Raw genomic sequence first — 22,409 nt, 5'->3', positions numbered from 1 at the left:
TTCCGAAATCGCATCAGTCAAAGTCGGCACGGTGAAACTAGCGGTAGTTTGCCCCGCAGCAAAATTCAACACCCCCGTCACCGAAGTGTAATCTGCAGCAGTGCCTGAACTTGCCGAACCGTCAAGAGTCTGGTAGCTAATCGATGCAGCCGCCGTGCCACCGGTGCGAGTAACGTTAATCGTCGCCGGGCTGCCTTCAGCCACCGTGTAATTTGGTTGGGCGAACTGGAAAAGACTTGGAGACGTCGGAGTCGGAGTTGGCGCCACAGTTGTTGACACCACATCATTAATCGTCAAAATTGACGGATTACTGACATTGCCACCGAAGAGCACCAAATTCACCGTTTCCGCCGATTCCGAAATCGCATCAGTCAAAGTCGGCACGGTGAAACTAGCGGTAGTTTGCCCCGCAGCAAAATTCAACACCCCCGCCGCCGAAGTGTAATCCGCTGCTGTGCCTGCTGAACTTGCCGAACCGTCAAGAGTCTGGTAGTTAATCGATGCAGCCTCCGTGCCACCGGTGCGAGTAACGTTAATCGTAGCCGCGCCGCCTTCAGCCACCGTGTAGTTTGGTTGGGCGAACTGGAAGAGACTTGTAGACGTCGCCGGAGTTGGCGTCGGAGTTGGCGTCGGAGTTGGCGTCGGCGTCGGCGTCGGCGTCACATCAATGCCTTGATATTGAATACTCCGCACTAGGTAGTCGGAACTATCGCTTTTGGGGGAGGTGCTGAGGTAGGCAGCGGTGGGGTTCGTGTAGCCTTTGGCGGAGAACCGCAGTTCGTCAAAAGTAACGCCGGTGAGAGAGTCTCCTACTATCTGGAATGTGAAATTGCCATCGATACTATCGCCAGTGAAAGTCACTCCATCTGAAGACACACCGAGCGGTTTTGGAGTGGCAGGAGCGCTGAGGCGAGTGATCGTAAAATTGCTGGCCGATACCGGCGCCCCATCATTAAAGAGTTGCAGCAAACCAACTTCATCGCCTTGATCGTTCACTGTAGAACTTGATTTGGGAAGTAATCCACTCAGGCCGATCGTGGCGCTAGTGATGTCTTTGTTATCTGCCCATTTCACCTTCAGCACTTGAGATAGATTGGTGTTGGGGTCATAGTTGATTTCCGCCCGCAATTTATTGACATCGGTAAACCAACCACTATAAGAGCCGTAGACACCAATACCACCGGTACCGCCGTAGCTCAACCCGCTTTTAGGGGTTTCGTTCGTTGCTAACGTGAGGTTGCTGATGGGAGTAGGGTTAGTGTAGTTCGTTTCAAAGCCATCAAAAGCTATCCCAGACAGTTGGATGCCTTGATTCTGGGCGGCAGTAGGCCATTGTGCAATTAGCTCGCTGATGCTGCTGTAATTAGTGGTTGTACCCAAAGAACCAGTGAATGAAGTAGCCATAGCTTCTCCTTTGATGATGAATAATTAAGGATTAGAAGTGACAGAAAAACAGAGGTTGGGCTTTCTTGTAGCGATCTGTCACTGCAAGAAAAATTTCCTCATACCTGCATGTAAATCAAGTAAAAAGGCTTGCCCAATAAGCATCTGAAGGTATTATTGCCCCTGATTAAATGTTGAGTGTAAATAATTAAACCTACTTACACCTACTTACACCTATTTACATATAGATGTTTAACTTTCATCATCAATAAGTTTTATCCGGAAAAAGTGCGATCTTTTTTTCAGCCCTATAAAAAGCGGGTTTTCCACATCTGTAGAGGAGAGCTTAAATCCCAGATTCCACACCCCCAAACGGGCAGCGGACAAAAGTGAATCTGGAGAGAGGATAGTGAGTAAAAATACTCAAAAAAATCTCTCTATAAGCATAACCCAGTTGGGAATTCCTGAACATTGAGGTTCGGGCGTAAGTTAAATCTGATTCCATTAAAAATGCGATCGGTAAAACACCAAGTTTATTGCCGATCCGTAATGTGATTGACGATCGCCCTCAAGATGTCACATGGGTTCTATACCAGGAGTGAGTTGATTCATTCAAAACCCGCCCTCATGTTATATTTATTTGTACTTACTTACGTAACGATCGATGAACTTATCAAAAAATAGGTTGTGGTTGTTGGGAGCGATCGCCGTTACGGCAATAATTATCATTACCCTGCTATTTGCTCCGGCTAACAACAAAATAACCAGCGGTTCGACTTATAATAGAGGCCCGGACGGCTACGGAGCATGGTATGCTTTTATGTCAAAACGGGGAACCGAGGTTCAGCGCTGGCAAAAACCTTTTGAAGACTTTGCTAAAAACCAAGATGCAAAACCGCCCAGTACACTTTTACGTATCTATAGTAAATTGATACCAGAAGATGTTCCTGATACAGAAAAAAAGTGGGTGGAACAGGGCAATACTTTGGTAATTTTGGGAGTTCGCGCACCGGTAACAGCAGCTCCTTTTAGTAGCTTGCATCCAGCTTCAGCCGGAGAAATCAAGATTGACACAGGGCGGAGATCTAGCGACAAAAAACAAATATTAGGCGATCGCTTTGGCGCAATTGTTTGGGAAAAACCACTGGGAAAGGGAATAGTTTATTTTGCCGCCGCACCCTATCTAGCTGCTAACGCTTATCAGGATTTTCCAGGTAATTATGAATTTTTATCAGGGCTGGTTACTCAATTAGAAGGTGGAGAACAAGAAATCGAAGGCACCCAGCAGGCTATAGCAGTGAATTTTATCCAAAATCCGAGCTATCGACAAACCCAGGAAACGAGTAAAACTCTAAATAAAGTCTGGGTAGACGAATACATTCACGGCTACAAAGATCCAGAAATTATTGAACGCGAATACCAGGGAAATTTATTCACTTATTTAGCCAAAACTCCTCTATTTCCAGTTTTTATCCAGGGTACAATTATTTTAATCATTGCTATTTTTGCCGGGTGGAACAGGTTGGGACAGCCTGTAACTCTATCAGCGCCTGCGGTTGACAATAGCGAAGCTTATATTCAAGCATTAGCTGGTGTCTTGGAAAAAGCAAACAGCACTGATTTTGCGGTAGAAACTATCGGAAAAGCAGAACAGTTACAACTGCAAAAAGCCTTATTATTGGGACAGGCATCGCTGGAAAGTGAAACCCTCACAAATGCTTGGGTGGAGCAAACAGGGCGAAAAGCGGCAGAATTGTCAGAATTGCTGCGATCGCCATCTCATAAACGCCGAATCAGCGATACAGATTTGCTAGCCTGGTTGGGTAAATGGGAGCAGATCCGCCAACATCTCCCCTCTGATAGGAAAAATCTCAAATGAGCGAAACAAACTCTATTTTTAAACGCCTCAGCCAAGCCCTCGACAAAATAGTTGTGGGTCAATCTTCTACAGTACAGCAGTTGCTAGTGGCTCTTTTGAGCGGAGGCCACGTGATTATTGAGGGAGTGCCTGGAACCGGGAAAACTCTACTTGTAAAAGCGATCGCCAAGTTGATTCAAGCAGATTTTCGCCGCATTCAACTAACGCCGGATATTTTGCCGTCGGATATCTTGGGAACAAATATTTTTGATTTTAATAACCACAGTTTTACCCTGAAAAAAGGCCCGGTTTTTACTGAGATTTTGCTGGCAGATGAAATTAATCGCACGCCTCCGAAAACCCAGTCAGCACTGCTCGAAGCAATGGAAGAACAGCAGGTAACTTTAGACGGTGAAACTTTAGCTCTGCCAGAATTGTTTTGGACGATCGCCACTCAAAATTCCCTAGAATTTGAAGGCACTTATCCGCTACCAGAAGCTCAGTTAGACCGATTTTTATTTAAACTTGTGGTTGACTATCCCGATGCAGCGGCAGAAAAGCAAATGTTGCTGAACGCAGAGGCAGGATTTCGCGCCAAACGCATCGATTTAGCTCGGATCAAATCTGTAGCAACGGTAGAGCAAATAATTAGCGCCCGTCAAGCTGTACAAACAGTCAAAGTAGAAGAAAAAGTGCTCGATTACGTGCTAGCTTTGGTGCACAATACGCGCAAACATCCCGATTTGGCATTGGGTGCTTCTCCGCGAGCGGCAGTAGCTTGGTTGCAAAGTAGTAAAGCTCACGCTTGGCTGGCCGGCAGGGATTATACTACTCCTGATGATGTGAAGGCGATCGCACTGCCGCTTTTGCGTCACCGTTTGATTCTCAAACCAGAATCGCTGTTAGATGGCTTGCAAATTGATGCGGTAATTGCTTCGGTATTAAAACAAGTCGCTGTACCGAGGTAAACTGAAATATAACTATGACGATCGCAATCAAAATTCTGGATCGTAATGATGTAGATATTCTCAAGAATGTCGATCCAGATGTCTTTGACAACTCGATCGATATCCCACGTACTGAAGAATTTTTGACAGACTCGCGCCACCATCTGGCTGTTGCAATCGATGACGATCGAGTTGTCGGCTTTGTCTCAGCAGTTCATTATGTTCATCCCGACAAGGCACGTCCCGAACTGTGGATTAACGAGGTTAGCGTAGCAGAAACTCATCGTCGGCAAGGTTTGGGGAAGCGTTTGATGAATGCAGTATTTGAGGTCGCTCGTGAGTTGGGTTGTACAGAAGCTTGGGTGCTTACCGATCGCGAAAATACAGCAGCGATGAATCTGTATTCGGCTGTTGGTAATCCAGAAACACCGAGCGATCATGTTATGTTTACGTTTCGTTTGGAGGAATCGAATTCATAACAAAAAATCTTTATTACGCAAGTATTGTAGGAATTGAGTTCAAAAATACCACACCAAAACTATGAAGAAGTCTCTAAACGAAGTCAAGAAGCTTGAAGACCTTCCAAACATTGGGAAATCAATTAGTGCGGATTTGCGAAGCATTGGTATTGAGCAACCAGATCAACTTAAAACGCGATCGCCCTTAGAAGTCTTTCACGAACTTGCTAATGTCATGGGACATCGCCACGATCCATGTGTACTTGACGCTCTCATTTCTGTCAAAAGATTCCTCAATGGCGAACCAGCTAAGCCTTGGTGGAATTATACTGATGAACGACGTAACCTACTTGCAAATCATGTAAAGGGAGAAAGCAAATGAAATTCGGATATACAATTATTTACGTTGCTGACGTACTAAGTTCATTGACTTTTTTTGAAATGGCTTTTGGGTTCAAAAAGAAGTTCATTGATGAATCAGGAGATTATGGTGAGCTTGACACTGGGGAAACAACTTTATCTTTTGCTACACATTCTCTAGGCGCGTCAAATTTCCCAAATGGTTATATTTCGGCTGATTCATCGGATAAACCTTTGGGTGTTGAAATAGCACTTACCACTGATTCAGTAGAAATGGCACATCAACAAGCGATCGCAGCAGGTGCATTAGAGTTAAAAGCACCTCTCAAAAAACCTTGGGGTCAGATTGTTTCCTATGTTAGATGTCCAGACGGAACTCTCGTTGAATTGTGTACACCAGTATCTTAATCAGAAATTGTAATGATTCCTGCTATTCGCCTTTATTTCCTGTTAGCGATCGCAATTCCGATCGCCCTTTTGCTTGCTATGCTTGTAAATCAGCAGACAAGTATTATCGGCACTTTGCTATTTGACTGTTTAATTGTAGGTTTAGCTGTTACCGACGCACTGCGCGTCAAATCTCATCGGGTGGAAGTGACACGCCATCCGTTGCAGAGACTTTCAATCGGGCGAGACAATCCGGTTTTACTGTCAGTGCGATCGGCAAATCAAACAGCTAAAATTCGGCTGTGCGACTCCTATCCGCTAGAGTTTGATGTCTCTCAACCGATGCTGGAAGCCTCCCTCAATCCTAACAGCGAGGAAGAATTAACTTATACAATCCGCCCGCAAAATCGCGGAAAATATAAGTGGGGAGATATTCAGGTGCGGCAGTTGGGAAATTGGGGTTTAGCATGGAACAACTGGACAATACCTGCTAGTGAAAAAGTTGCGGTTTATCCCGATTTAGTGATGTTGAAAGAACTCTCTATTCGGCTAACATTGGAAAATACTGGCACAATGCGGCGGTTACAAAAACTCGGCATGGGAACTGAATTTGCCGAACTGCGGGAATACGGTATTGGTGACGATCCTCGCTTGATTGATTGGAAAGCTACTGCGAGGCGATCGCGCCCTTTAATCAGAGTTTTAGAACCAGAAAAAGAGCAAACTTTGATTATTTTACTCGACAGGGGACGGCTGATGACGGCGCGAGTGCAGGGTTTGAAGCGTTTTGACTGGGGAGTGAATGCAGCGCTGTCTTTAGCCTTGGCTGGACTAAATCGGGGCGATCGCGTGGGAGTCGGTGTGTTCGATCGGGAAATCACCACTTGGATACCCCCAGAAAGGGGTCAACATCAACTATCTAAATTGATTGAACGCCTTGCGCCAATTCAGCCAGTTTTGTTAGAACCAGACTATGTTGGTGCTGTAACTAAATTAGTAAGTCAACAAACTCGCCGTGCATTAGTAGTGCTAATTACTGATTTAGTAGATGTCACAGCCTCTACAGAAATGCTTTCGGCATTAGCGCGCTTAACACCTCGTTATTTGCCTTTTTGCGTAACTTTGCGCGACCCTCTAGTTGACCAAATCGCTCACACTTCCACCGTGGAAATTACACCTGCTTATAATCGTGCTGTAGCTTTAGATTTACTAGCACAGCGTCAGGTAGCTTTTGCAGAGTTGAAACAAAAAGGAGTTTTGGTTTTGGATGCACCAGCCAATCAAATTAGCGAGCAATTGGTTAACCGATATCTGCAACTTAAGTCTCGGAATCAGCTTTGATTTTCTCAGCTTCGGAAGCATTCGCAAAGTAAGGTAAAGGTCCTTTGAGAACAGACCAGTTTTTATAGATGAAACCGATTACCCAAGGGGCTGACAAAGCAAAAAACAAGACACCTAGCTGTACTTGAGAGCGAAATGTATCTAGAATGTTTGCTGTTTGAGTGTTAAAAAATATTGTCTCTGACAAATCCCAAATTGTAAAACTAATATTTCGCAAGATTCTAAAAATTATTACTACAAGTAAGCTGCGGGTTTTTACATATAAAATTGCGGAAATCAATAGACCAATTATAATCGTTGTCAAATTCTGATACGCCCAAGTTCCCAACAGCAAACATATAGCTATTATTGCTGTAATATTTCCCCATTTGGCTGCCCATCTGTGTAGCGGAATACTTATCAAAAAAAACGCCGTAAATACAGGATCTATTAGCTGATTCAAGGCAAATTTTAAGTAGTAAAGCGCTGGTGAGAATGATTTTGAAGCTGCTATTAAAATCCTGCTATTTCTGTTTTCAGTCAGTATTCGTTCAACAAAGGAAGGTACAATAAAAGACAAAGGATAATAAAATATTCGGAATACACCTATTGAAAAAACCACGCTAGCGATCGCCAGACCTACGAATGGCAACCATTGGTAGCGATCGGGAACTTTACCAATGAGATATTTAATTTCAATTCCCGCTAGCCTGCATTCTCGCCAGAACAAACTTAGCGACAGAATTAATACATAAGCTCCCAAGAGCGCATTAACGAATGGTTCTGTGTTGTCCAACCTTATCCCCCATATAGAACTAATAATTGCTAGTTGAAATCCAATGGCTATACTGCATAACAACAACCATCCAAATATATGCCGAAGCTTGATTCGAGCAAACGGATTGTCTTCGGGAAAGCGGATGTTAGTAAGAGTCATGATTTTAATTAGTTACTTGGCTCGATATAGGTAGGGGCAATTCCCCGGTGGTTGCCCGATTTCAAGATCCGAATTATCTAGGAATTTCAGCCGATCGCCTTTTACTGCAATACATCACCAACAGTGCAAACAACCCGATCCCAGCCAAATACTTCAACGGATCGGGAATTGCCGGATTTGGCGAGAAAAAACCCTCGATCGTACCAGCAATTACCAGCATCGGCACAATTCCAAATACCAATTGTGCAGCTTGAGTACCGTAAAATTTCATCGCATCAGCACGGCGGTATTTGCCAGGAAAAAAGATGGCGCGGGCGATGATTAAACCAGCGCCGCCAGCTAAAAAAATAGCCGGCAATTCCAGGGAACCGTGAGGAAATACAAACGCCCAAAAAGGATAAGCTAAATTGTGCTGAGCTACTAAACTGGCGATCACGCCGATCATCACTCCATTAAGTGCCATAATATAAACAGTGTAAAGACCGAAAACAATCCCTCCCCCAACAGCCGCAAAGCATACCGATAGATTGTTAGTCATAATACTGCTAGAAGCTAAAGGTTCCACTCCCACAATTGAACCCATCCACAATTTCCCGTCATCGCGCACCGTTTTAATCAAGTCTCCAGGAACTACTAGGGACAAAAATGTCGGATCTTGCCAAGCAAACCACCAAGCAATCAACGCCATTACTAAAAAAATACCCGTCGCAGTTGCCGTATAACCAAACGTTTGCTGTACAGTAGCAGGAAAACCCCAGCGGCCAAACTCCACTACAGCCTCCCAATCTTGGCGGCGGGAACCTTGGTAAATTTGGGTGTAGCCACGAGAAGTTAAGCTTTGCAAATCTTGTAACAAAATATTACCTACTTCGTTTGTCCTAGCCCTAGCCAAATCCGCCGAAACAGAACGGTACAAACTGGCTAATTCCGTGATTTCAGACGCAGGTAGGGACTTTAGCCCCTTTTTTTCTACTTGCTGTAAAAGAGTGTCTAACCGTTTCCAGTTCGGTTCTCTCCGCGCGATCCAACGTTTAATATTCATAAAGTTTTCTCTAAGTTCTATTAGATATAGCTTAAGATAGTTGTAAATTTTCCGCCTCACAGAATTATACCCATCCAGTCATGCCTAAAAAAAATCTTAGTTCTTCTGGACAAACAGGCCCCTTGAGCGTCGGTAATGTTGTTAGTGCTAGTTTACGGATTTACCGCGACCATTTTAAGCCATATTTTGGTTTGGCATTCGTAGCTTATCTGTGGTTGTTAGTTCCGATTTACGGTTGGGCTAAATATTCTGCGATTTCAGCGCTCATTTCTCGTCTGGCTTTCGGTGAAGTTAGGGAAAAGCCAGAGACTGTCAGTGATGCTCGTCTTGAGGTCAATCCTCGGATGTGGAGTTTTTTATGGGCGGGTGTTTTGACATCTCTAATTTTCCTTGGGGTATACTTGGCAGGTACGATCGCTATGATAATTTTGGGAGTGGGGGTTGCTGCTATTTTTGGGCAAAATTCCTCAATTGTTGCAGTTTTGCTGGTAGCAGTTGCGGTCATTGCTTTCTTCATTATCTGTATCCGGCTTTTCTCTCGCTTGCTGATTGTTGAGCTGCCGCTGGCGATCGAAAATAATATAGACGCTAGTTCAGCAATCAGTCGCAGTTGGCAGTTAACTAAGGGGTCGGTCGGACGCATTCAATGGATAGTTTTTGTGGGCATTTTGGTTTCACTCCCGATCACGATTGTTGTGCAGATACTTAGTGTGATCGTTCAACTTGTTTTAACTCCACTTTTGGGCGCAGAAACGGGTCTATTTTACTTAGTTTATTATCTTCTGATTTTGCCCTTGAGCTTTGGCAGCGGTGCACTTGTGACTCCTTTTTGGCAGGCTATGAAAGCCATTATCTACTACGACCTCCGCAGCCGCAAAGAAGGTTTGGGTTTGAAAATGCGCGATCGCTAATTAAGCCTAAGTCAAAACACAAAATTTGCTCAAATTTATGCGACTTTTTAATCGATTTACTCTCCACACTCCAGAAAGTGTTGAACTCGAATTTACCTTAGCGGGAATTGGCAACCGCGCCTACGCATTGCTGATCGACTATATCATTTTTGGTTTGATTCTAATACTGTTTCTAATAGGTGTACTGATATTTAATTCATTTTTCCTTGAGGCGATCGCAAAGTTGCTAGGAAGTACCAATGGCTTAGAACTCTGGTTGATAGCAGTTCAGGCATTAATTGGTTTTTTCATTTATGTAGGTTACTTTGTATTTTTTGAAACAGCGTGGTCTGGTCAAACACCAGGCAAGCGTTATGTCAAAATCCGAGTAATTCGAGATGACGGCCGTCCAGTCAGGCTTCAACAATCAACATTACGGGCTTTGCTGCGGCCTTTTGACGACTTATTTTTTATAGGTGTATTTTTGATCGTGTTCAACCAGCGGGAAAAACGTTTAGGAGATTTGGTAGGAGGCACCCTGGTAATTCAAGAAGAACAACCTGTGAAATCTGCTGCATTGAAAGTATCAACACCGGCTCGTTCCCTAGCAAAAAAATTGCTGATAGAGGCCGATATTTCCAGCTTGCTGCCAGAAGATTTTGCTGTAATTCGAGAGTATTTGCAGCGGCGCGAAGCTATGATACCAAATGCCCGAAATGAATTGAGCAAACAACTGGCTAGTCAGGTTAAACAAATCATTAGTTTGGAAAAACTGCCGACCAAAGTTGATGCTAATGTCTTTTTAGAGGCTGTATATCATGCTTATCAGCAGCAAATTGACAATTAATATCAAGTCCAGTTAACTACTTACAAATCTGCAGGCATGAAGCATTGGTCATTAATCTGACTAAAGCAGGAATTATGCACTTACCCTCTGATTTGTCAGCGGCAACTCTACAATAAACTCAGTTCCTTCGCCCACCTGACTGATGCAGCTCAGCTTGCCGCCGTGAGCTTGAACAATTACCTGATAGCACACAGAAAGTCCCAAACCAGTGCCTTTCCCCACAGGTTTAGTAGTAAAAAACGGGTCAAAAATCTTGTCTTGAATTTCTGCAGGAATGCCAGTTCCCGTATCGCGCACAGAGATTGTTACCCAGTCCGGCTCCCTTTGCCAACTGCGGATGGTTAATTCCCCCGGTTTGCTCGTTGACTGGAGCGCATCTAAAGCATTGTCAATCAAATTATAAAATACTTGGTTGATTTGACTGGCATGACATTTGACGGGCGGCAAACTGCCGTATTGTTTGTCGATTTTGATATTGGTTTTTAGCTTATTTTGCAGCATCAAAAAACTGCTTTCTAAACCTTCATTCAAATCTACTGGTTGTAATTCAGCGTGGTCTAAACGAGAAAAATTTCGCAGCGTCATCACGATCGAGCGAATCCTCCCGCTGCCTTCCCGCATAGACTTGAGCAAGCTGCCAAAGTCTTCTCGAATGTAATCCAGTTCGAGTTCTTCATTTATTTTGACAAGTGCTGCCGCTGCTTCCGGGCAGGCATTCCCGGTCAGTTCTAGAGCTTCGTTCAAGACTTTAAAATATTCTTGAGCGTGAAACAAGTTAGCGTGGATGAAATTGTTGGCGTTGTTAATTTCGTGAGCAATTCCCGCTACCATTTGCCCCAAACCGGACATTTTTTCGCTTTGAATCAATTGCTGCTGTGTCGATCGCAATTCTTCTAACGCTGCTTGCAATTGCTGGGTTTGAGCTTGAGATTTGACCGCAGCTTCTCGGACTTTGCTGTAAAGTTCTGCTTGCTGAATGGCGATCGCCATTTGGTCTGCTAGCTGCGACAGCAACTCCATTTCTTGCCGCTGCCAGTTGCGAGTATCCCCGCACTCGTGAGCAATCAGCAAACCCCACAGTTGACCGGGAAATTTAGGATTATAGCTTCCGGCTGTGTCGGGGTAATTTTCTTCTGTTCGCGCGGTAACGATCGGCACGATCAAATTAGCTTTTACCTGCAAACTGTCTAAGAAATTAACGTGGCAAGGCTCTAAACCGGCATTAAAAATATCATTAATTGCTTTGACTCGCCCTTGCTGGTAAAGATCGGCGTAATCTCCCCGGAAACACTTATCCGCCCCCATATCTCCTAAAATTGAAGGCCAAGGAACCGTCATGTTTTCAACAACAACTTTTCCCTGCCAATTGTCTTGAAACTGGTACATAATTACTCGATCGCACTGCAACAGTTGGCGCACTTCCCTCACCGCTGTTTCCAGGATAGTTCCCAGATCCAGGGTACTGCGAATTTGGTTGCCGATCAGCCGCAGCAGCGATTCTCGTTCAGCTTGGCGGCGCGTTTTGCTGTAGAGTTTGGCTTGATTGATCGCGATTGCCAATTGCGATGCTACCCCTTCTAAAAGCTGCCGTTCCCAATCAGTCCATTCCCGTTCGCGATCGCACTGATGCAAGCCAATTATGCCATTCACTTCACCTTGATAGCGAGTAGCTACTGCCAGCATTGACTTAATCTCCAAAGCTTCGGCAATCTTTCGGGTTTGTGGGTTCAATCCCGGAAAATCGAGAAACTTTGTCACTGCTAGCGACTCTTGCTGAGACACGACTGCAGCCAAATGCGGGTTGTCAGTTATCGGTACTTTCATGCCCAGTTGGATCGGATAGTCCCCCGCGTTGTACTCTCCCCGCGTGACTAAAGTTTTTTCTGTATTTGATTCTTTGACTAAAATGCTCGCGCGGCTGGACTGTAGCGCTTGCCCCAGCAATCGGCAGGCCGATGTCAAAATTTCTTCTATGTCAAGTGTACTGCGAATTTCGTTATTAATTTGGTTCAGCAAGTTTGATAACTGAACTTGCTGCTGCATCTGCACGATTAGGGCTTTTTGTTTGTCTACTTCTGGCTGCGAAAGACTTTCTTCCTGCATCCACTTTTCAGGTTCAGGCAACCGCGAAGTTAATCTCGGCGAGGGGTTTTCGTGTTCTTGTATTTTTAAAGACATATTTACTCAGCATTGGTACAGTATTTTGATCGATCCTGGTTTTTTAGATTTGTGCTTACCCCGCCAAGAGTCCGATCGCAGCTACCAGGACTTTTGGAATATCTTAAGACATTATAAAGGATGCAGCCAGAGCATAGCAATTATTTGCTTTACAAATATTTATAAATATAAAGTATGCGCTCTGCAGCCTACAATACTAATTGGCGCGCCCCATTGAACTTGGTCAGATGTCAAATAGAGTTAACCGCGCGATTAAGCGAATAAAATTAATCTAACATCTATCTTTAGTTCAATATTTGCGCGTTCGAGCATCATGGAAAAATCAATTGCTGACAATTTTCGCCCGCAAGATTGCACCGAGAACCTTACCTCTGAATTGACAGGTAAAGGTCAAATTAAAATAGCTTTGGCGATCGGGAATTCGCGCCTGCACTGGGGATTATTTGCGGGTAAAACTCTGGAGAAAACATGGGATACAGAGCATCTCAAAGCTGATGCTGTTTCCCGGCTCTCCGAAGCCCAAAAGGTCGAATATTTGGTACAAACAGTAAGGAGGTCGATCGAGGAAATATCTTCTCAAAATCTCCCTTGTCTTCCTGCTACTCCCGCTTTTTCTAGTCCTCACACACTTTCTTTAGTTCCCCTGCCTCTAGTTTTAGCCTCAGTTGTTCCCCAACAAACAGCTATTTGGCAGAGTTATCCTGATGTCCGAATTATTACTTTAGACCAGTTGCCGATCGGGGGACTCTATCCTACCCTAGGAATTGACAGAGCTTTGGCTTTACTCGGTGCTGGCAACCAATTGGGTTGGCCAGTTTTACTTATAGATGCTGGTACAGCTTTAACATTTACTGGGGCTGATGTCAATAGGTATTTAGTTGGGGGCGCCATCTTACCGGGTTTGGGTTTGCAGTTATCGTCGCTAGGCAAAAAAACCGCTGCATTACCCTTAATCAGCTTACCAGAAAATCTGCCGCACCGCTGGGCTACCGATACTGCTGGGGCAATTCAAAGCGGAGTTGTGTATGCGACGGTGGCAGGAGTTAGGGATTTTATTGAAGATTGGCGGTGTTTGTTTCCTAATAGCAAAATTGCACTCACGGGGGGCGATCGAACTTTGTTACTGCAATATCTCGCCTCAGCTTTTCCCGATACGGCTTCCGCAGTAATTGTCGCACCCGAAGCCATTTTTTGGGGAATTAGCCTGTTGAGTGTTGATTGTTGACTGTTACCAATTACCAATTACCAATTACCAATTCACTTAGCAAACTCGCGAATATACTTAGCAACAAGTTCCGGGACTTCCTGCGGCAAATTGCTCTCCCCCGGACTGACTAATTGCAGTTCGGCATTAGGAGCCAGAGCAGCATAGGATTGACATAGAGACGAAGCTGCGGGGGTATCTTCAGAACCGTGTAACAGCAAAACAGGCGCTTTCAGCAAAGGCAAATTCTCATCAACTAATTCCGCTGTAATTTCAGCCCGCCGCCGCCGGAACAGCAACTGCACGGCAACTGGGGACTGCATCAACTGCTGTCTGAACTTTAACAGCCTGTCAATCTTGTTTTGGCGGCCCAGCAACTTAGCAATTGGATAGATCGATCGCAGCAACCAGAAAGCGAGGGGTGGTTGGCCGATCAGCCAGCTAGCCGTCTGCCACCGCCCCCGCCGATGGCCGACCTTGACGCCTTCTGGGGCCACCAACACCAAACCCTGAACTCGATCGGGATATTTGATAGCGTAGCTGGCAGCCACCCAGCCGCCCACAGAGTGACCGATTAAATAAACCTGTCGCAGCTTCAAAGTATCGAGGTATTGGGCGAGACATTCTACTTCCAGGTCGATCGAATAATTAAGATTCGGGCGTTCCGAGTCGCCAAACCCCAGCAAATCCAGTGCGAAGCATTGGTAGTAGGGGCTCAAATGTTCGATCGTCCTCAGCCACTGACTGCTGTCCTGCCAAGAACCGTGCAAAAATACTAAATTAGGGCCTTGACCGACTTCGTGCCAGAAGATTTGCCCTACAGAGAGTTTGACCCGAGAATTGCGTAGCGATGAGTACATCCGGTTAAATATTCAGTAATAAAAAGATGATTAATTTAATGTTCAGAGTTTGTAAATAAAAGTAGGAAAACAGTGAAAATTAATTTCACAGTCATAACAGAAAACTTTTGACGGCGAGGTAATTTCCGACTTTTCTCAAATTTGGATGCCCCGCCGGTTTACGCCAAAGTTGTCAGGCCTTGAAAATAGTCCTGTAAGTGTTGGTCGTTATCGTGGCTGAGCTCGCCCTCCGGCAGCGATGCGGGCAAAAAAGCCTCAACCTCGCTGACTTCAAGCGTATCCTGAACTTGCATCTTTCCATCTACCTCTGCTGCCACCACGATACAAATCGAGTGCAGGCGAGGGTCTCGATCTGCCGCCGAATAAACACCCACCAAGCGGCGGATTTTGACTAAATCGAGTCCTGTTTCCTCTGCTAATTCCCGCCGCACTGTTGTGGGAATATCTTCTCCCCAATCCACCATACCTCCCGGCAGTGCCCAGCGACCGTTGTCGCGGCGGCGAATTAACACAATTCGTCCGTCAGGCAATACCGGAATCACGGCAGTACCAGTGATGGGATGTCGAAAAATCAGCCCCAGCACAGTTTGTCCAATTTGCCACAATCGACGCATAAACTTAAAAGCTTGTTTAGGGGAAAGTAATTTCAGGTTTGTTAGCTGGCAGCTCAAAAGTCTTAATTTTTAATTTTTAATTCAGGCGAGAGGTCTGGCAAGTCTGCTAATATCTCGGCTGCGTGAGTTTCTGCTTTGACTTTCCGATAAACCTTTTCAATCCTACCATCAGGGTCGATCGCGAAGCTCGATCGAGTAATTCCCATAAATTCTTTTCCCATAAACTTTTTGAGTCCGTAACAGCCGTAGGCGGTAGCAACTTCGGCGTTTGAGTCGCACAGCAAGGGAAAAGGCAGTTGATATTTAGCTGCAAACTTGGCGTGGGACCCGGCCCCGTCTGTGCTGACGCCGAGGACTGCAATATTGCGCGACTCGTAGTGTGAGTAAATGTCGCGAAAGCCGCAAGCTTCTTTGGTACAGCCAGGGGTATTGTCCCGAGGGTAAAAGTAAAGTACAACTCGTCGCCCTCGAAAATCTGCAAGGCTGACGACATTGCCTTGCGCGTCGGGCAGGCTGAAGACAGGAGCTACGTCACCGGGTTTTATAGTCATTTGTCGTATTTGTCAAGAGTTTATAGAAATATTCTGGAAGATCGAAAACATTGCCTCCCATCGGGCCCGGATTCCCAGCGACTTGAATCCCCGTGTTCTTTTTTCGGGGTCTTGTGCCGGGTGTGCTATGATCGTCATCGGTCTAAAATTGAGTATAACTAGACAACGTAAAAACTTAACTGGATTAGTTGAGTGCGTAGTCACACCTAACGGTGTTGCGGTTTAGGAAAGCTAAATTTGAACAAAACCTAACTACATAAAGAGAACTGATCGAGTACGGTAGGACATACCGGAATTTACGCTTGGGGAGAAAACACCTCTACTTAGGCTGGAGAAATCCAGTCGCAAGCAAGTGACTTCGCTGAACCAAGAATCTCCGTCACCAAGAGTGCACAGAGTGTCAACCTTAAGAATCCCCGGGCGTGAAAGCCCGGGGACTGTCAATGTTTATTAGTGAGGTCAGAATGGCTAAGCGCCGCAATCTCAAGAAAGAGAAGGCACAACGAAATCAAGCATACGCTCGCAAGTTTCGCAAGCGGAGAAATCAAGATATGTTCTCCAACAAGAGAAGGCGATTTGACGGTGGCAACGGCGGTGGCATGGGCGCCATGAGCGGTGGCGGCAGAGACAAAGACATGGCTGCTGCTGAAGATTAATTGCTGAGGCTATCTGCCGAACTTAGAACCAGAGTGGAAAACACGATCGTTTTAAGGAGAGATAGCCACCCGGAATTTGTCCAATAATTCAACGATGTTTAGGCGATCCGATCGCGCGCAGCGATAAGTGATTTTCTCACTTGTTCAAACCCGGTACCCCCGTAACTATTGCGAGCCGCCACCACTTGCTGAGGTGCGATCGCGCTGTAAATGTCTGTCTCAAACGCAGGGTGCAAATCTTTCCACTCCTCAAGTGTCAAATCTTTGAGGAGTTTGCCCCCCGAGAGGCAAGTTTTGACGACTTTGCCGACTAGGTTGTAAGCTTCGCGGAAGGGAACGCCTTTGGCGGCCAAGTAGTCGGCTACGTCTGTAGCGTTAGAAAAGTCTTCCGTAACTGCCGCGGCGAGGCGATCGCCATTAAACGCGATTCCTTCCCGCAGCAAAATCGTCATTGCTTCCAAGCAACCCTGTACCGTTCTCACGGTATCAAACAAAGCTTCTTTATCTTCTTGCAAATCTTTGTTGTAGGCCAAAGGAAGTCCCTTCACTACTACCAACAAGGCTTGCAAGTTACCGAACACCCGCCCCGCTTTGCCCCGCACCAACTCCGGCACGTCGGGATTTTTTTTCTGGGGCATGATGCTAGAACCAGTAGCGCAGCTATCTTTGAGCGTAATAAATCCAAATTCGTGAGAAGACCACAAAATCATTTCTTCTGACAAGCGGCTCAGGTGTACCATAATCAAGCTGGCAGCAGCGAGAAATTCGATGGCAAAATCTCTATCGCTCACTCCATCTAAGCTATTAGCATAAACTTTGTCAAATTGCAAGAGTTCTGCCGTATAATTTCGGTCGATCGGGAAAGTCGTCCCCGCCAGCGCGCCGCAACCTAAAGGCGAAACATTAACCCGCTTGCAGATATCGCCGAGACGTTCCCAATCGCGATCTGTCATTTCAAAATAAGCTAACAGGTAATGAGCTAAACTGATCGGCTGAGCGCGCTGCAAATGAGTGTAACCGGGGATTAAAGTTTCCACGTTACGATCGGCAATATCGAGCAAAACCCCTTGAAATTCCCGCAATTGCTCGCGAATTTCTGCGATGCGATCGCGCAAATACAACCGAGTGTCGGTACCTGCTTGATCGTTGCGCGATCGGGCCGTGTGCAGCTTTTTCCCCGCATCTCCCACGATATCCGTCAGCCGCTTCTCTACAGCGAAGTGAACGTCTTCTGCCTCAACTCCCGGAACAAAAAGTCCTTGGCGGTATTCGGATCGGATCTGTTCCAAACCATTGACTAACTGTTCGCCTTCTGCTGCGGAAATAATCCCCGTTTTTGCCAGCATTTTAGCGTGAGCGACAGAACCAGTCAAGTCGTACTCAATCAATTCAATATCGAAGCCAATACTAGCATTGAATCGGGCGATCGCCGGGTGCAGCGCCGATTCAAATCTTTGACTCCAAGTTTTTTGTTGTGTTGTCATTGCTCAAGCTAAAACTAGATTATATCTCTGTTGCCGAAGTCTATAAAAACCGATTTGTAGCAAAGACTTTAGTCCTTCCTCCGGTTTGTAGCCAGCACTTTAGTCGTCCATTCCCTATTCGGCAAGAAAAAACTCAAGTTTTGACTACAAAGTTTTTATACATCTTTTGATCGGAAAAAACTGAAGTCTTGACTACAAAATTGTGAAACTTTTGCTGCATCAGAAAACAGTTAACTTGTGGCTACAAACCTTTTAAATGCGTTGCCGATTCCTGCTTCGACAAGAACTCTAAGGAATAATCCCTTTAATAAACCAGCCCACAAAAATACCTATAAAAAAAGCTCCTATTTGACCAGTCGAAACAAAATGGTTCCAAGCTTTCTGGAAATTGCTAAAAATGTCGTAGCTTTGACCCAAAAGCACCGTCGAACTCAAATGAGATTTCAAAACTAACACGTGAGCAGAATCGTGCCAATTAATCGAGTTGATTAATCCAGCAGTAATTTCCGGCATTAAATTAACTATCATGGTGATTTTCTCCTGCTAAAGGTGTTAGCCTAAGTACAACCAGTGTCATGTCATCTTCATTGCGATTGCCGATGCCGATAAACTGGTGAACCCGATCGAACAAATAATCCAAAATTTCTTCAGAGTGCTGATAATTTTGACAAGCCCACTGAAAAGCCGAGGTCAAGTTATCCTCATCAAACCGATCGCCCCTTTGATTAGCAGCATCAGTAAATCCGTCTGTGTAATAAATAATAGTATCTCCTGGCTGCAATTGAATTTGGGCTTCTTGGTACTGAGAATCAGCATCCAGGCCAATTAACATTCCCTCCAAAGTATCAAGCTGAAGAATCGTATTAGTTGCAGCTTGCCACAGCAAAGGCGGGTGGTGAGCAGCATTGCTGTAAGACAAAACGCGAGTTTTCGGGTCATACTCCGAATAAAACAGAGTCACAAAACGGTGGGAATTTTCCAAATCCGCGTGCATAACCCTGTTTAAATGTTGCAAAATTCTCGCAGGCGAGTGGCGGTTCAAAACCTCGGCCCGCAGCATACCCCGTGTCATCGTCATCAGAAGGCCAGCCGGCACTCCTTTGCCCATCACGTCGCCAATCACAATGCTCCAGCGGCCCTTGTCGATTTTTGACTTGAGATTTTTAATCAGGGATGGGGGGTGTTCCCCCTCATCTTCCTTGCCGATCGGGTCATAGTCAGCCGGAATAAAATCATAATAATCTCCGCCGACTCTGCTAGCAGTTTGGCAGCGGGCGGCTACGTCAAGGCCGGGAATTTTCGGACAACTGCGGGGTTGCAGCCGCAATTGAATTTCCGCCCCGATTTCTAACTCTCTGTCTAAGCGGTCTTTTTCAGCCAACTTAACAGTAAGTTCGTCTTTGCAAATCGCCACGGCCGTTTGATCCGCCACCAACCGAACTAATTTCTGTCTGCTGGGAGTCCAGACATATTGCGGGTCACTGCTAAAAACATAAAGCCGTCCCCGTTCCAAATTCTTGACTAAAATTGGCGCCCCAAACAAATGAACATCCGGGCCCAAATAACGACCGACTTGCAGGTCGAGACTAGAGGTTTGCCCAGAGGTTTCCGAATAAGATGCAGCATTAGCGCTCGCACCTGCTGTAGCTTGCCTGGTGGCTATTTCTAGCGCTTTTCGCATATCTTGGCACTGCCGTCCTTCCTGACAGTGCAACTGCTGGAACCTGACTTGACCGTTGGGTTTGAACAGCACTAAAGCTCCCCCGTCGGCGTCAGTAACGCGAGTCGCCACTAAAGGCACCAACTCCAAAAATTGGTTGAGATTGTTAAAACTGCGCAGGGCAAATCCCAGCGAACCCAACATATCTTGAACGTTGTGCTGGTATCGGTGCAAGCGCGCCACCAGTTCTTTGAGGGCAAATACTGGCGTCGCGTCGGTGGAATTGCGACCAGGAGGGCGGTCAGCAGGTTGAGGTGAGGGGCGAGGCAAAGGCACAGCAGTCATTTTTAATTTGTGATTTTCGATGTTAGAGGGAGGAATGATTGAGGACTTACGGGCCACTTGAACAGAAACCCGTTTTTTTTTCGAGCAAGTAGTTTGGTTCGATCGAGTAAGTTGGGCACTAGGACATTGGTATCAACTTAAGTCTAAAATTCTTAAGAAATCTCGTTTATAGCTGAGTCTAGATACCCCCTAAATCCACGCTGCTGGCTCTACTTGGACCCGCCCAAGACCGCAGCGGCTCCCCTTAAGAAGAAGGGGGACTTTGACCATTTCCTGTCCCACCCGACTATCAGGGGGGCGCCAGGGAGATCGGGAAGAAAGTGCAATCAGACAGCCTACTGATACTACACATTTGAGCTTAATTTGACACGCTTGTTTGGGCTGGCGGTTTGAACCCAACCAAGCAATAACAGAACTAAGGTATTGTTTCTAGATATTTAGTTTTCACTCGATCGCTCGCGGCGATCGGCGCAAGTCCTGCGATGCTAGTTTGAGGTTAATAATTTGAGATTTTGAAGCTCTGTGTCCGCCTCCCAAAAATGGGCGCGGCTGGCCAATGCCTCATCAATCTAAAATCTAAAATCTAAAATCGAGTAGGGCTTCCACAAATTCGTAACTAGAAAACGGACGCAAGTCTTCGATGCTTTCCCCTACTCCTATAAAGCGGATTGGCAGACCAAGCTGCTGCACTACTGCTAGGGCAACACCACCTTTAGCAGAACCGTCGAGCTTTGTCAATACTACTCCGCTTAATTTTGCAGATTCTGCGAATACTTCTGCCTGTCGCAAACCATTTTGACCCAGTGTTGCATCCAAGACCAGTAGAGATTCTACGGTAGCGCCTGGGGCTTTCTTATCTACTATGCGACGGATTTTACTTAATTCGTCCATCAGATTTTTTTTGTTTTGCAGGCGGCCTGCGGTGTCTACGATCAGCAGTTCAGTGCCTCGGGCGCTGGCGGCGGCGATCGCATCAAAGACGACAGCAGCCGGATCGGTATTTTTCCCTGGGTTGGCAATAATTTCGACGCCGCTGCGGGAACCCCAAACTTTCACTTGTTCGACGGCGGCGGCGCGGAAAGTGTCGGCAGCGGCAATTAGGGTTTTGTAGCCGGATTTTTGGGCAATGTGGGCAAGTTTGCCGATCGTCGTAGTTTTGCCCGCGCCGTTGACTCCTACGATCAACCAGATGTTGAAGGTGTCTTTTTCCGGGGCAAATGTCAGACTGTAGGCTGGATTGCCGGCGGCTGTTTCGGCACAGGGAGCGTCGAGAATATCGCGCAGGATGGTTTTGAGGTAGGCTAGAGCCTGTTCTGGCGGTAGCACTTCTTGTTTTAGTCTTTCTTGGAGGCGACTGATAATGATGTCGGTGGCTGCGACTCCGACATCGGCTTGCAGCAGCAAAGTCTCAATTTCGGCTACCGCATCTTGATTGAGCGGGCCTTGACCGACGATCGCCTTTAGTCGATTAATTAAGCTGCGGCGAGTTCTTTCTAAGCCTTTCCGCAGTTTTTGCAGCCAAGTGATTTCTTCAACGGATACTTGGTCTGGCCGGCGGCCTTGACTGGCTAAGATTTCTGAAGACCACAGGAAGCCTTCGTCAAAGGCGAAACCGGGAATTTCTTCGATAATAGCCGCTCTCTCGGCCGCGGCTGCAATTGCCTCTGGTTCTTCAATTGCGGTTTCTTTGAGGCGTTCGATGCGCTCCATGCGATCGGCCTGAGCTCTTGCCCAAAACGGCAGGGCTTCCCCTGCTTCGCCCTCAGATACGAGTGATTCGGTTTCTACAACCTCCGTTGCAGGTTCGGCAATTTCTATATTTTCTGCTGTAACTTCTAATTTTTGAGCAATAGGTGCAACGTCGATCGCCCCGGCTGTTTGTTGCAGAGTTTCGGCAATTTCTACTGGGTTAGCTGCATCGATTTCTACCGCGTCGGTAGCTTCAACTACTGGAGCTTCTGCCACTTCTGGAACTTCTGCAACAGTTTGTGCTGTGGGTGCTGCTTCGAGTTCGATCGCCTCGGTTGTTTCCATAGTCGCCGCTTCTGCAACTTCTGGAACTGTCGCGATTTCTGTTTCGGCTGTTGGAACCTCGGGCGCTGCTGTTTCGGAAACTTCTGTTTCTGGTTTTTGCTGTTTTTGAATATTTTTGTAAGCAGCTTTGGCCCAGTTGAGATAATCTTCGGCTACAGCAGGAGAGCCTTGCTCTGTTGCATCTGTTTGAGGCTCAACCGATGCCGATTTTGCCGGCTCATCTGGCGGCTGTTCGGGGGTTGCCTCTGTTTCAGAAGATTTGCTTTCGCTGTACTGGCGACGAAACCAATTAAATACCATAGGAAATTGCGAATATAGTTATCAGTCCCTAGTTTAGAGCCGATTGCCGATTGCTGATTGGTGTGATTGCCGATTGCTCATGACTCTGGGTAAG

General features: G+C 46.1%; 21 protein-coding genes. 10 read left to right on the top strand and 11 right to left on the bottom strand.

Annotated elements, in window-relative coordinates:
* On the bottom strand, nucleotides 1-1,404 hold a 1,404-nt coding region (locus QUA54_RS10745), incomplete at its 3' end, for a Calx-beta domain-containing protein (RefSeq protein ID WP_333414586.1).
* Nucleotides 1,405-2,047: 643 nt separating this feature from the next.
* On the opposite strand from QUA54_RS10745, the gene QUA54_RS10740 reads away from it, so the two are divergent.
* From QUA54_RS10740 to QUA54_RS10715, 6 genes are all read left to right on the top strand, one after another.
* Nucleotides 2,048-3,262 carry a DUF4350 domain-containing protein gene (locus QUA54_RS10740; RefSeq protein ID WP_333414585.1) on the top strand — a complete coding sequence of 405 codons (1,215 nt, stop codon included), beginning with the start codon at nucleotides 2,048-2,050 and terminating at the stop codon, nucleotides 3,260-3,262.
* Nucleotides 3,259-4,209 carry a MoxR family ATPase gene (locus QUA54_RS10735; RefSeq protein WP_333414584.1) on the top strand — a complete coding sequence of 317 codons (951 nt, stop codon included), beginning with the start codon at nucleotides 3,259-3,261 and terminating at the stop codon, nucleotides 4,207-4,209. Before QUA54_RS10740 ends, QUA54_RS10735 begins: the two co-directional genes overlap by 4 nt.
* 14 nt (nucleotides 4,210-4,223) lie before the next feature.
* Entirely contained in the window at nucleotides 4,224-4,667 is a 444-nt protein-coding gene (locus tag QUA54_RS10730; RefSeq protein ID WP_333296328.1) for a GNAT family N-acetyltransferase, read from the top strand.
* A gap of 61 nt (nucleotides 4,668-4,728) precedes the next feature.
* Complete coding sequence (locus QUA54_RS10725) at nucleotides 4,729-5,028, top strand: helix-hairpin-helix domain-containing protein (protein ID WP_172185891.1); 300 nt, start codon at nucleotides 4,729-4,731, stop codon at nucleotides 5,026-5,028.
* Nucleotides 5,025-5,414: a VOC family protein gene (locus tag QUA54_RS10720; RefSeq protein WP_333174707.1), complete on the top strand. Its 390-nt coding sequence runs from the start codon at nucleotides 5,025-5,027 to the stop codon at nucleotides 5,412-5,414. Before QUA54_RS10725 ends, QUA54_RS10720 begins: the two co-directional genes overlap by 4 nt.
* Before the next feature lie 12 nt (nucleotides 5,415-5,426).
* Nucleotides 5,427-6,734 (top strand): DUF58 domain-containing protein, encoded by a 1,308-nt coding sequence (locus QUA54_RS10715; RefSeq protein WP_333414582.1) that lies wholly within the window; start codon nucleotides 5,427-5,429, stop codon nucleotides 6,732-6,734.
* Here the strand turns inward: QUA54_RS10715 and QUA54_RS10710 are convergent.
* Nucleotides 6,712-7,650 carry a hypothetical protein gene (locus tag QUA54_RS10710; protein WP_333414581.1) on the bottom strand — a complete coding sequence of 313 codons (939 nt, stop codon included), beginning with the start codon at nucleotides 7,648-7,650 and terminating at the stop codon, nucleotides 6,712-6,714. The genes QUA54_RS10715 and QUA54_RS10710 overlap by 23 nt on opposite strands.
* A gap of 73 nt (nucleotides 7,651-7,723) precedes the next feature.
* Entirely contained in the window at nucleotides 7,724-8,692 is a 969-nt protein-coding gene (locus tag QUA54_RS10705) for a stage II sporulation protein M (RefSeq protein ID WP_333414579.1), read from the bottom strand.
* Between the two features lie 80 nt (nucleotides 8,693-8,772).
* On the opposite strand from QUA54_RS10705, the gene QUA54_RS10700 reads away from it, so the two are divergent.
* Nucleotides 8,773-9,603 carry a DUF975 domain-containing protein gene (locus tag QUA54_RS10700; RefSeq protein ID WP_333414578.1) on the top strand — a complete coding sequence of 277 codons (831 nt, stop codon included), beginning with the start codon at nucleotides 8,773-8,775 and terminating at the stop codon, nucleotides 9,601-9,603.
* Between the two features lie 37 nt (nucleotides 9,604-9,640).
* Nucleotides 9,641-10,429 (top strand): RDD family protein, encoded by a 789-nt coding sequence (locus tag QUA54_RS10695; RefSeq protein WP_333414577.1) that lies wholly within the window; start codon nucleotides 9,641-9,643, stop codon nucleotides 10,427-10,429.
* Between the two features lie 72 nt (nucleotides 10,430-10,501).
* Here QUA54_RS10695 and QUA54_RS10690 read toward each other — a convergent pair whose 3' ends face one another.
* Nucleotides 10,502-12,607, bottom strand: a complete 2,106-nt coding sequence (locus tag QUA54_RS10690; RefSeq protein ID WP_333414576.1) for a GAF domain-containing protein — start codon at nucleotides 12,605-12,607, stop codon at nucleotides 10,502-10,504.
* Nucleotides 12,608-12,920: 313 nt separating this feature from the next.
* Between QUA54_RS10690 and QUA54_RS10685 the strand changes: the two genes are divergently transcribed.
* Entirely contained in the window at nucleotides 12,921-13,832 is a 912-nt protein-coding gene (locus tag QUA54_RS10685; RefSeq protein WP_333414575.1) for a pantothenate kinase, read from the top strand.
* Between the two features lie 32 nt (nucleotides 13,833-13,864).
* On the opposite strand, the gene QUA54_RS10680 is transcribed toward QUA54_RS10685, so the two are convergent.
* The 3 genes from QUA54_RS10680 to bcp form a co-directional block, all read right to left on the bottom strand.
* Entirely contained in the window at nucleotides 13,865-14,671 is an 807-nt protein-coding gene (locus QUA54_RS10680) for an alpha/beta hydrolase (protein ID WP_333414574.1), read from the bottom strand.
* 158 nt (nucleotides 14,672-14,829) lie between these two features.
* The gene (locus QUA54_RS10675) at nucleotides 14,830-15,285 is read right to left on the bottom strand and encodes an NUDIX hydrolase (RefSeq protein WP_333187158.1); all 456 of its coding nucleotides are present in this window, start codon (nucleotides 15,283-15,285) and stop codon (nucleotides 14,830-14,832) included.
* Nucleotides 15,286-15,347: 62 nt separating this feature from the next.
* Nucleotides 15,348-15,836, bottom strand: coding sequence for a thioredoxin-dependent thiol peroxidase (gene bcp / locus QUA54_RS10670; protein ID WP_333414573.1), 489 nt, complete (start codon nucleotides 15,834-15,836; stop codon nucleotides 15,348-15,350).
* A 464-nt stretch (nucleotides 15,837-16,300) separates the two neighbouring features.
* On the opposite strand from bcp, the gene QUA54_RS10665 reads away from it, so the two are divergent.
* Nucleotides 16,301-16,492 (top strand): hypothetical protein, encoded by a 192-nt coding sequence (locus tag QUA54_RS10665; RefSeq protein WP_190738786.1) that lies wholly within the window; start codon nucleotides 16,301-16,303, stop codon nucleotides 16,490-16,492.
* Nucleotides 16,493-16,590: 98 nt separating this feature from the next.
* Here the strand turns inward: QUA54_RS10665 and argH are convergent, their stop codons facing one another.
* The 4 genes from argH to ftsY form a co-directional block, all read right to left on the bottom strand.
* Complete coding sequence (argH, locus tag QUA54_RS10660) at nucleotides 16,591-17,976, bottom strand: argininosuccinate lyase (RefSeq protein ID WP_172185903.1); 1,386 nt, start codon at nucleotides 17,974-17,976, stop codon at nucleotides 16,591-16,593.
* Between the two features lie 288 nt (nucleotides 17,977-18,264).
* Complete coding sequence (locus QUA54_RS10655; RefSeq protein ID WP_333414571.1) at nucleotides 18,265-18,504, bottom strand: hypothetical protein; 240 nt, start codon at nucleotides 18,502-18,504, stop codon at nucleotides 18,265-18,267.
* Entirely contained in the window at nucleotides 18,494-19,981 is a 1,488-nt protein-coding gene (locus QUA54_RS10650; RefSeq protein ID WP_172185905.1) for a GAF domain-containing SpoIIE family protein phosphatase, read from the bottom strand. Before QUA54_RS10650 ends, QUA54_RS10655 begins: the two co-directional genes overlap by 11 nt.
* 576 nt (nucleotides 19,982-20,557) lie before the next feature.
* Nucleotides 20,558-22,315 (bottom strand): signal recognition particle-docking protein FtsY, encoded by a 1,758-nt coding sequence (ftsY, locus tag QUA54_RS10645; RefSeq protein ID WP_333414569.1) that lies wholly within the window; start codon nucleotides 22,313-22,315, stop codon nucleotides 20,558-20,560.
* Between the last annotated feature and the right edge of the window lie 94 nt (nucleotides 22,316-22,409).

Origin of the sequence: Microcoleus sp. MOSTC5 (genome assembly GCF_036701825.1) — a bacterium.
GTDB lineage: Bacteria > Cyanobacteriota > Cyanobacteriia > Cyanobacteriales > Microcoleaceae > Microcoleus > Microcoleus asticus.
The sequence above is the reverse complement of the archived record's forward strand: the minus strand, read 5'-3'. Positions and strand labels throughout refer to the sequence as shown.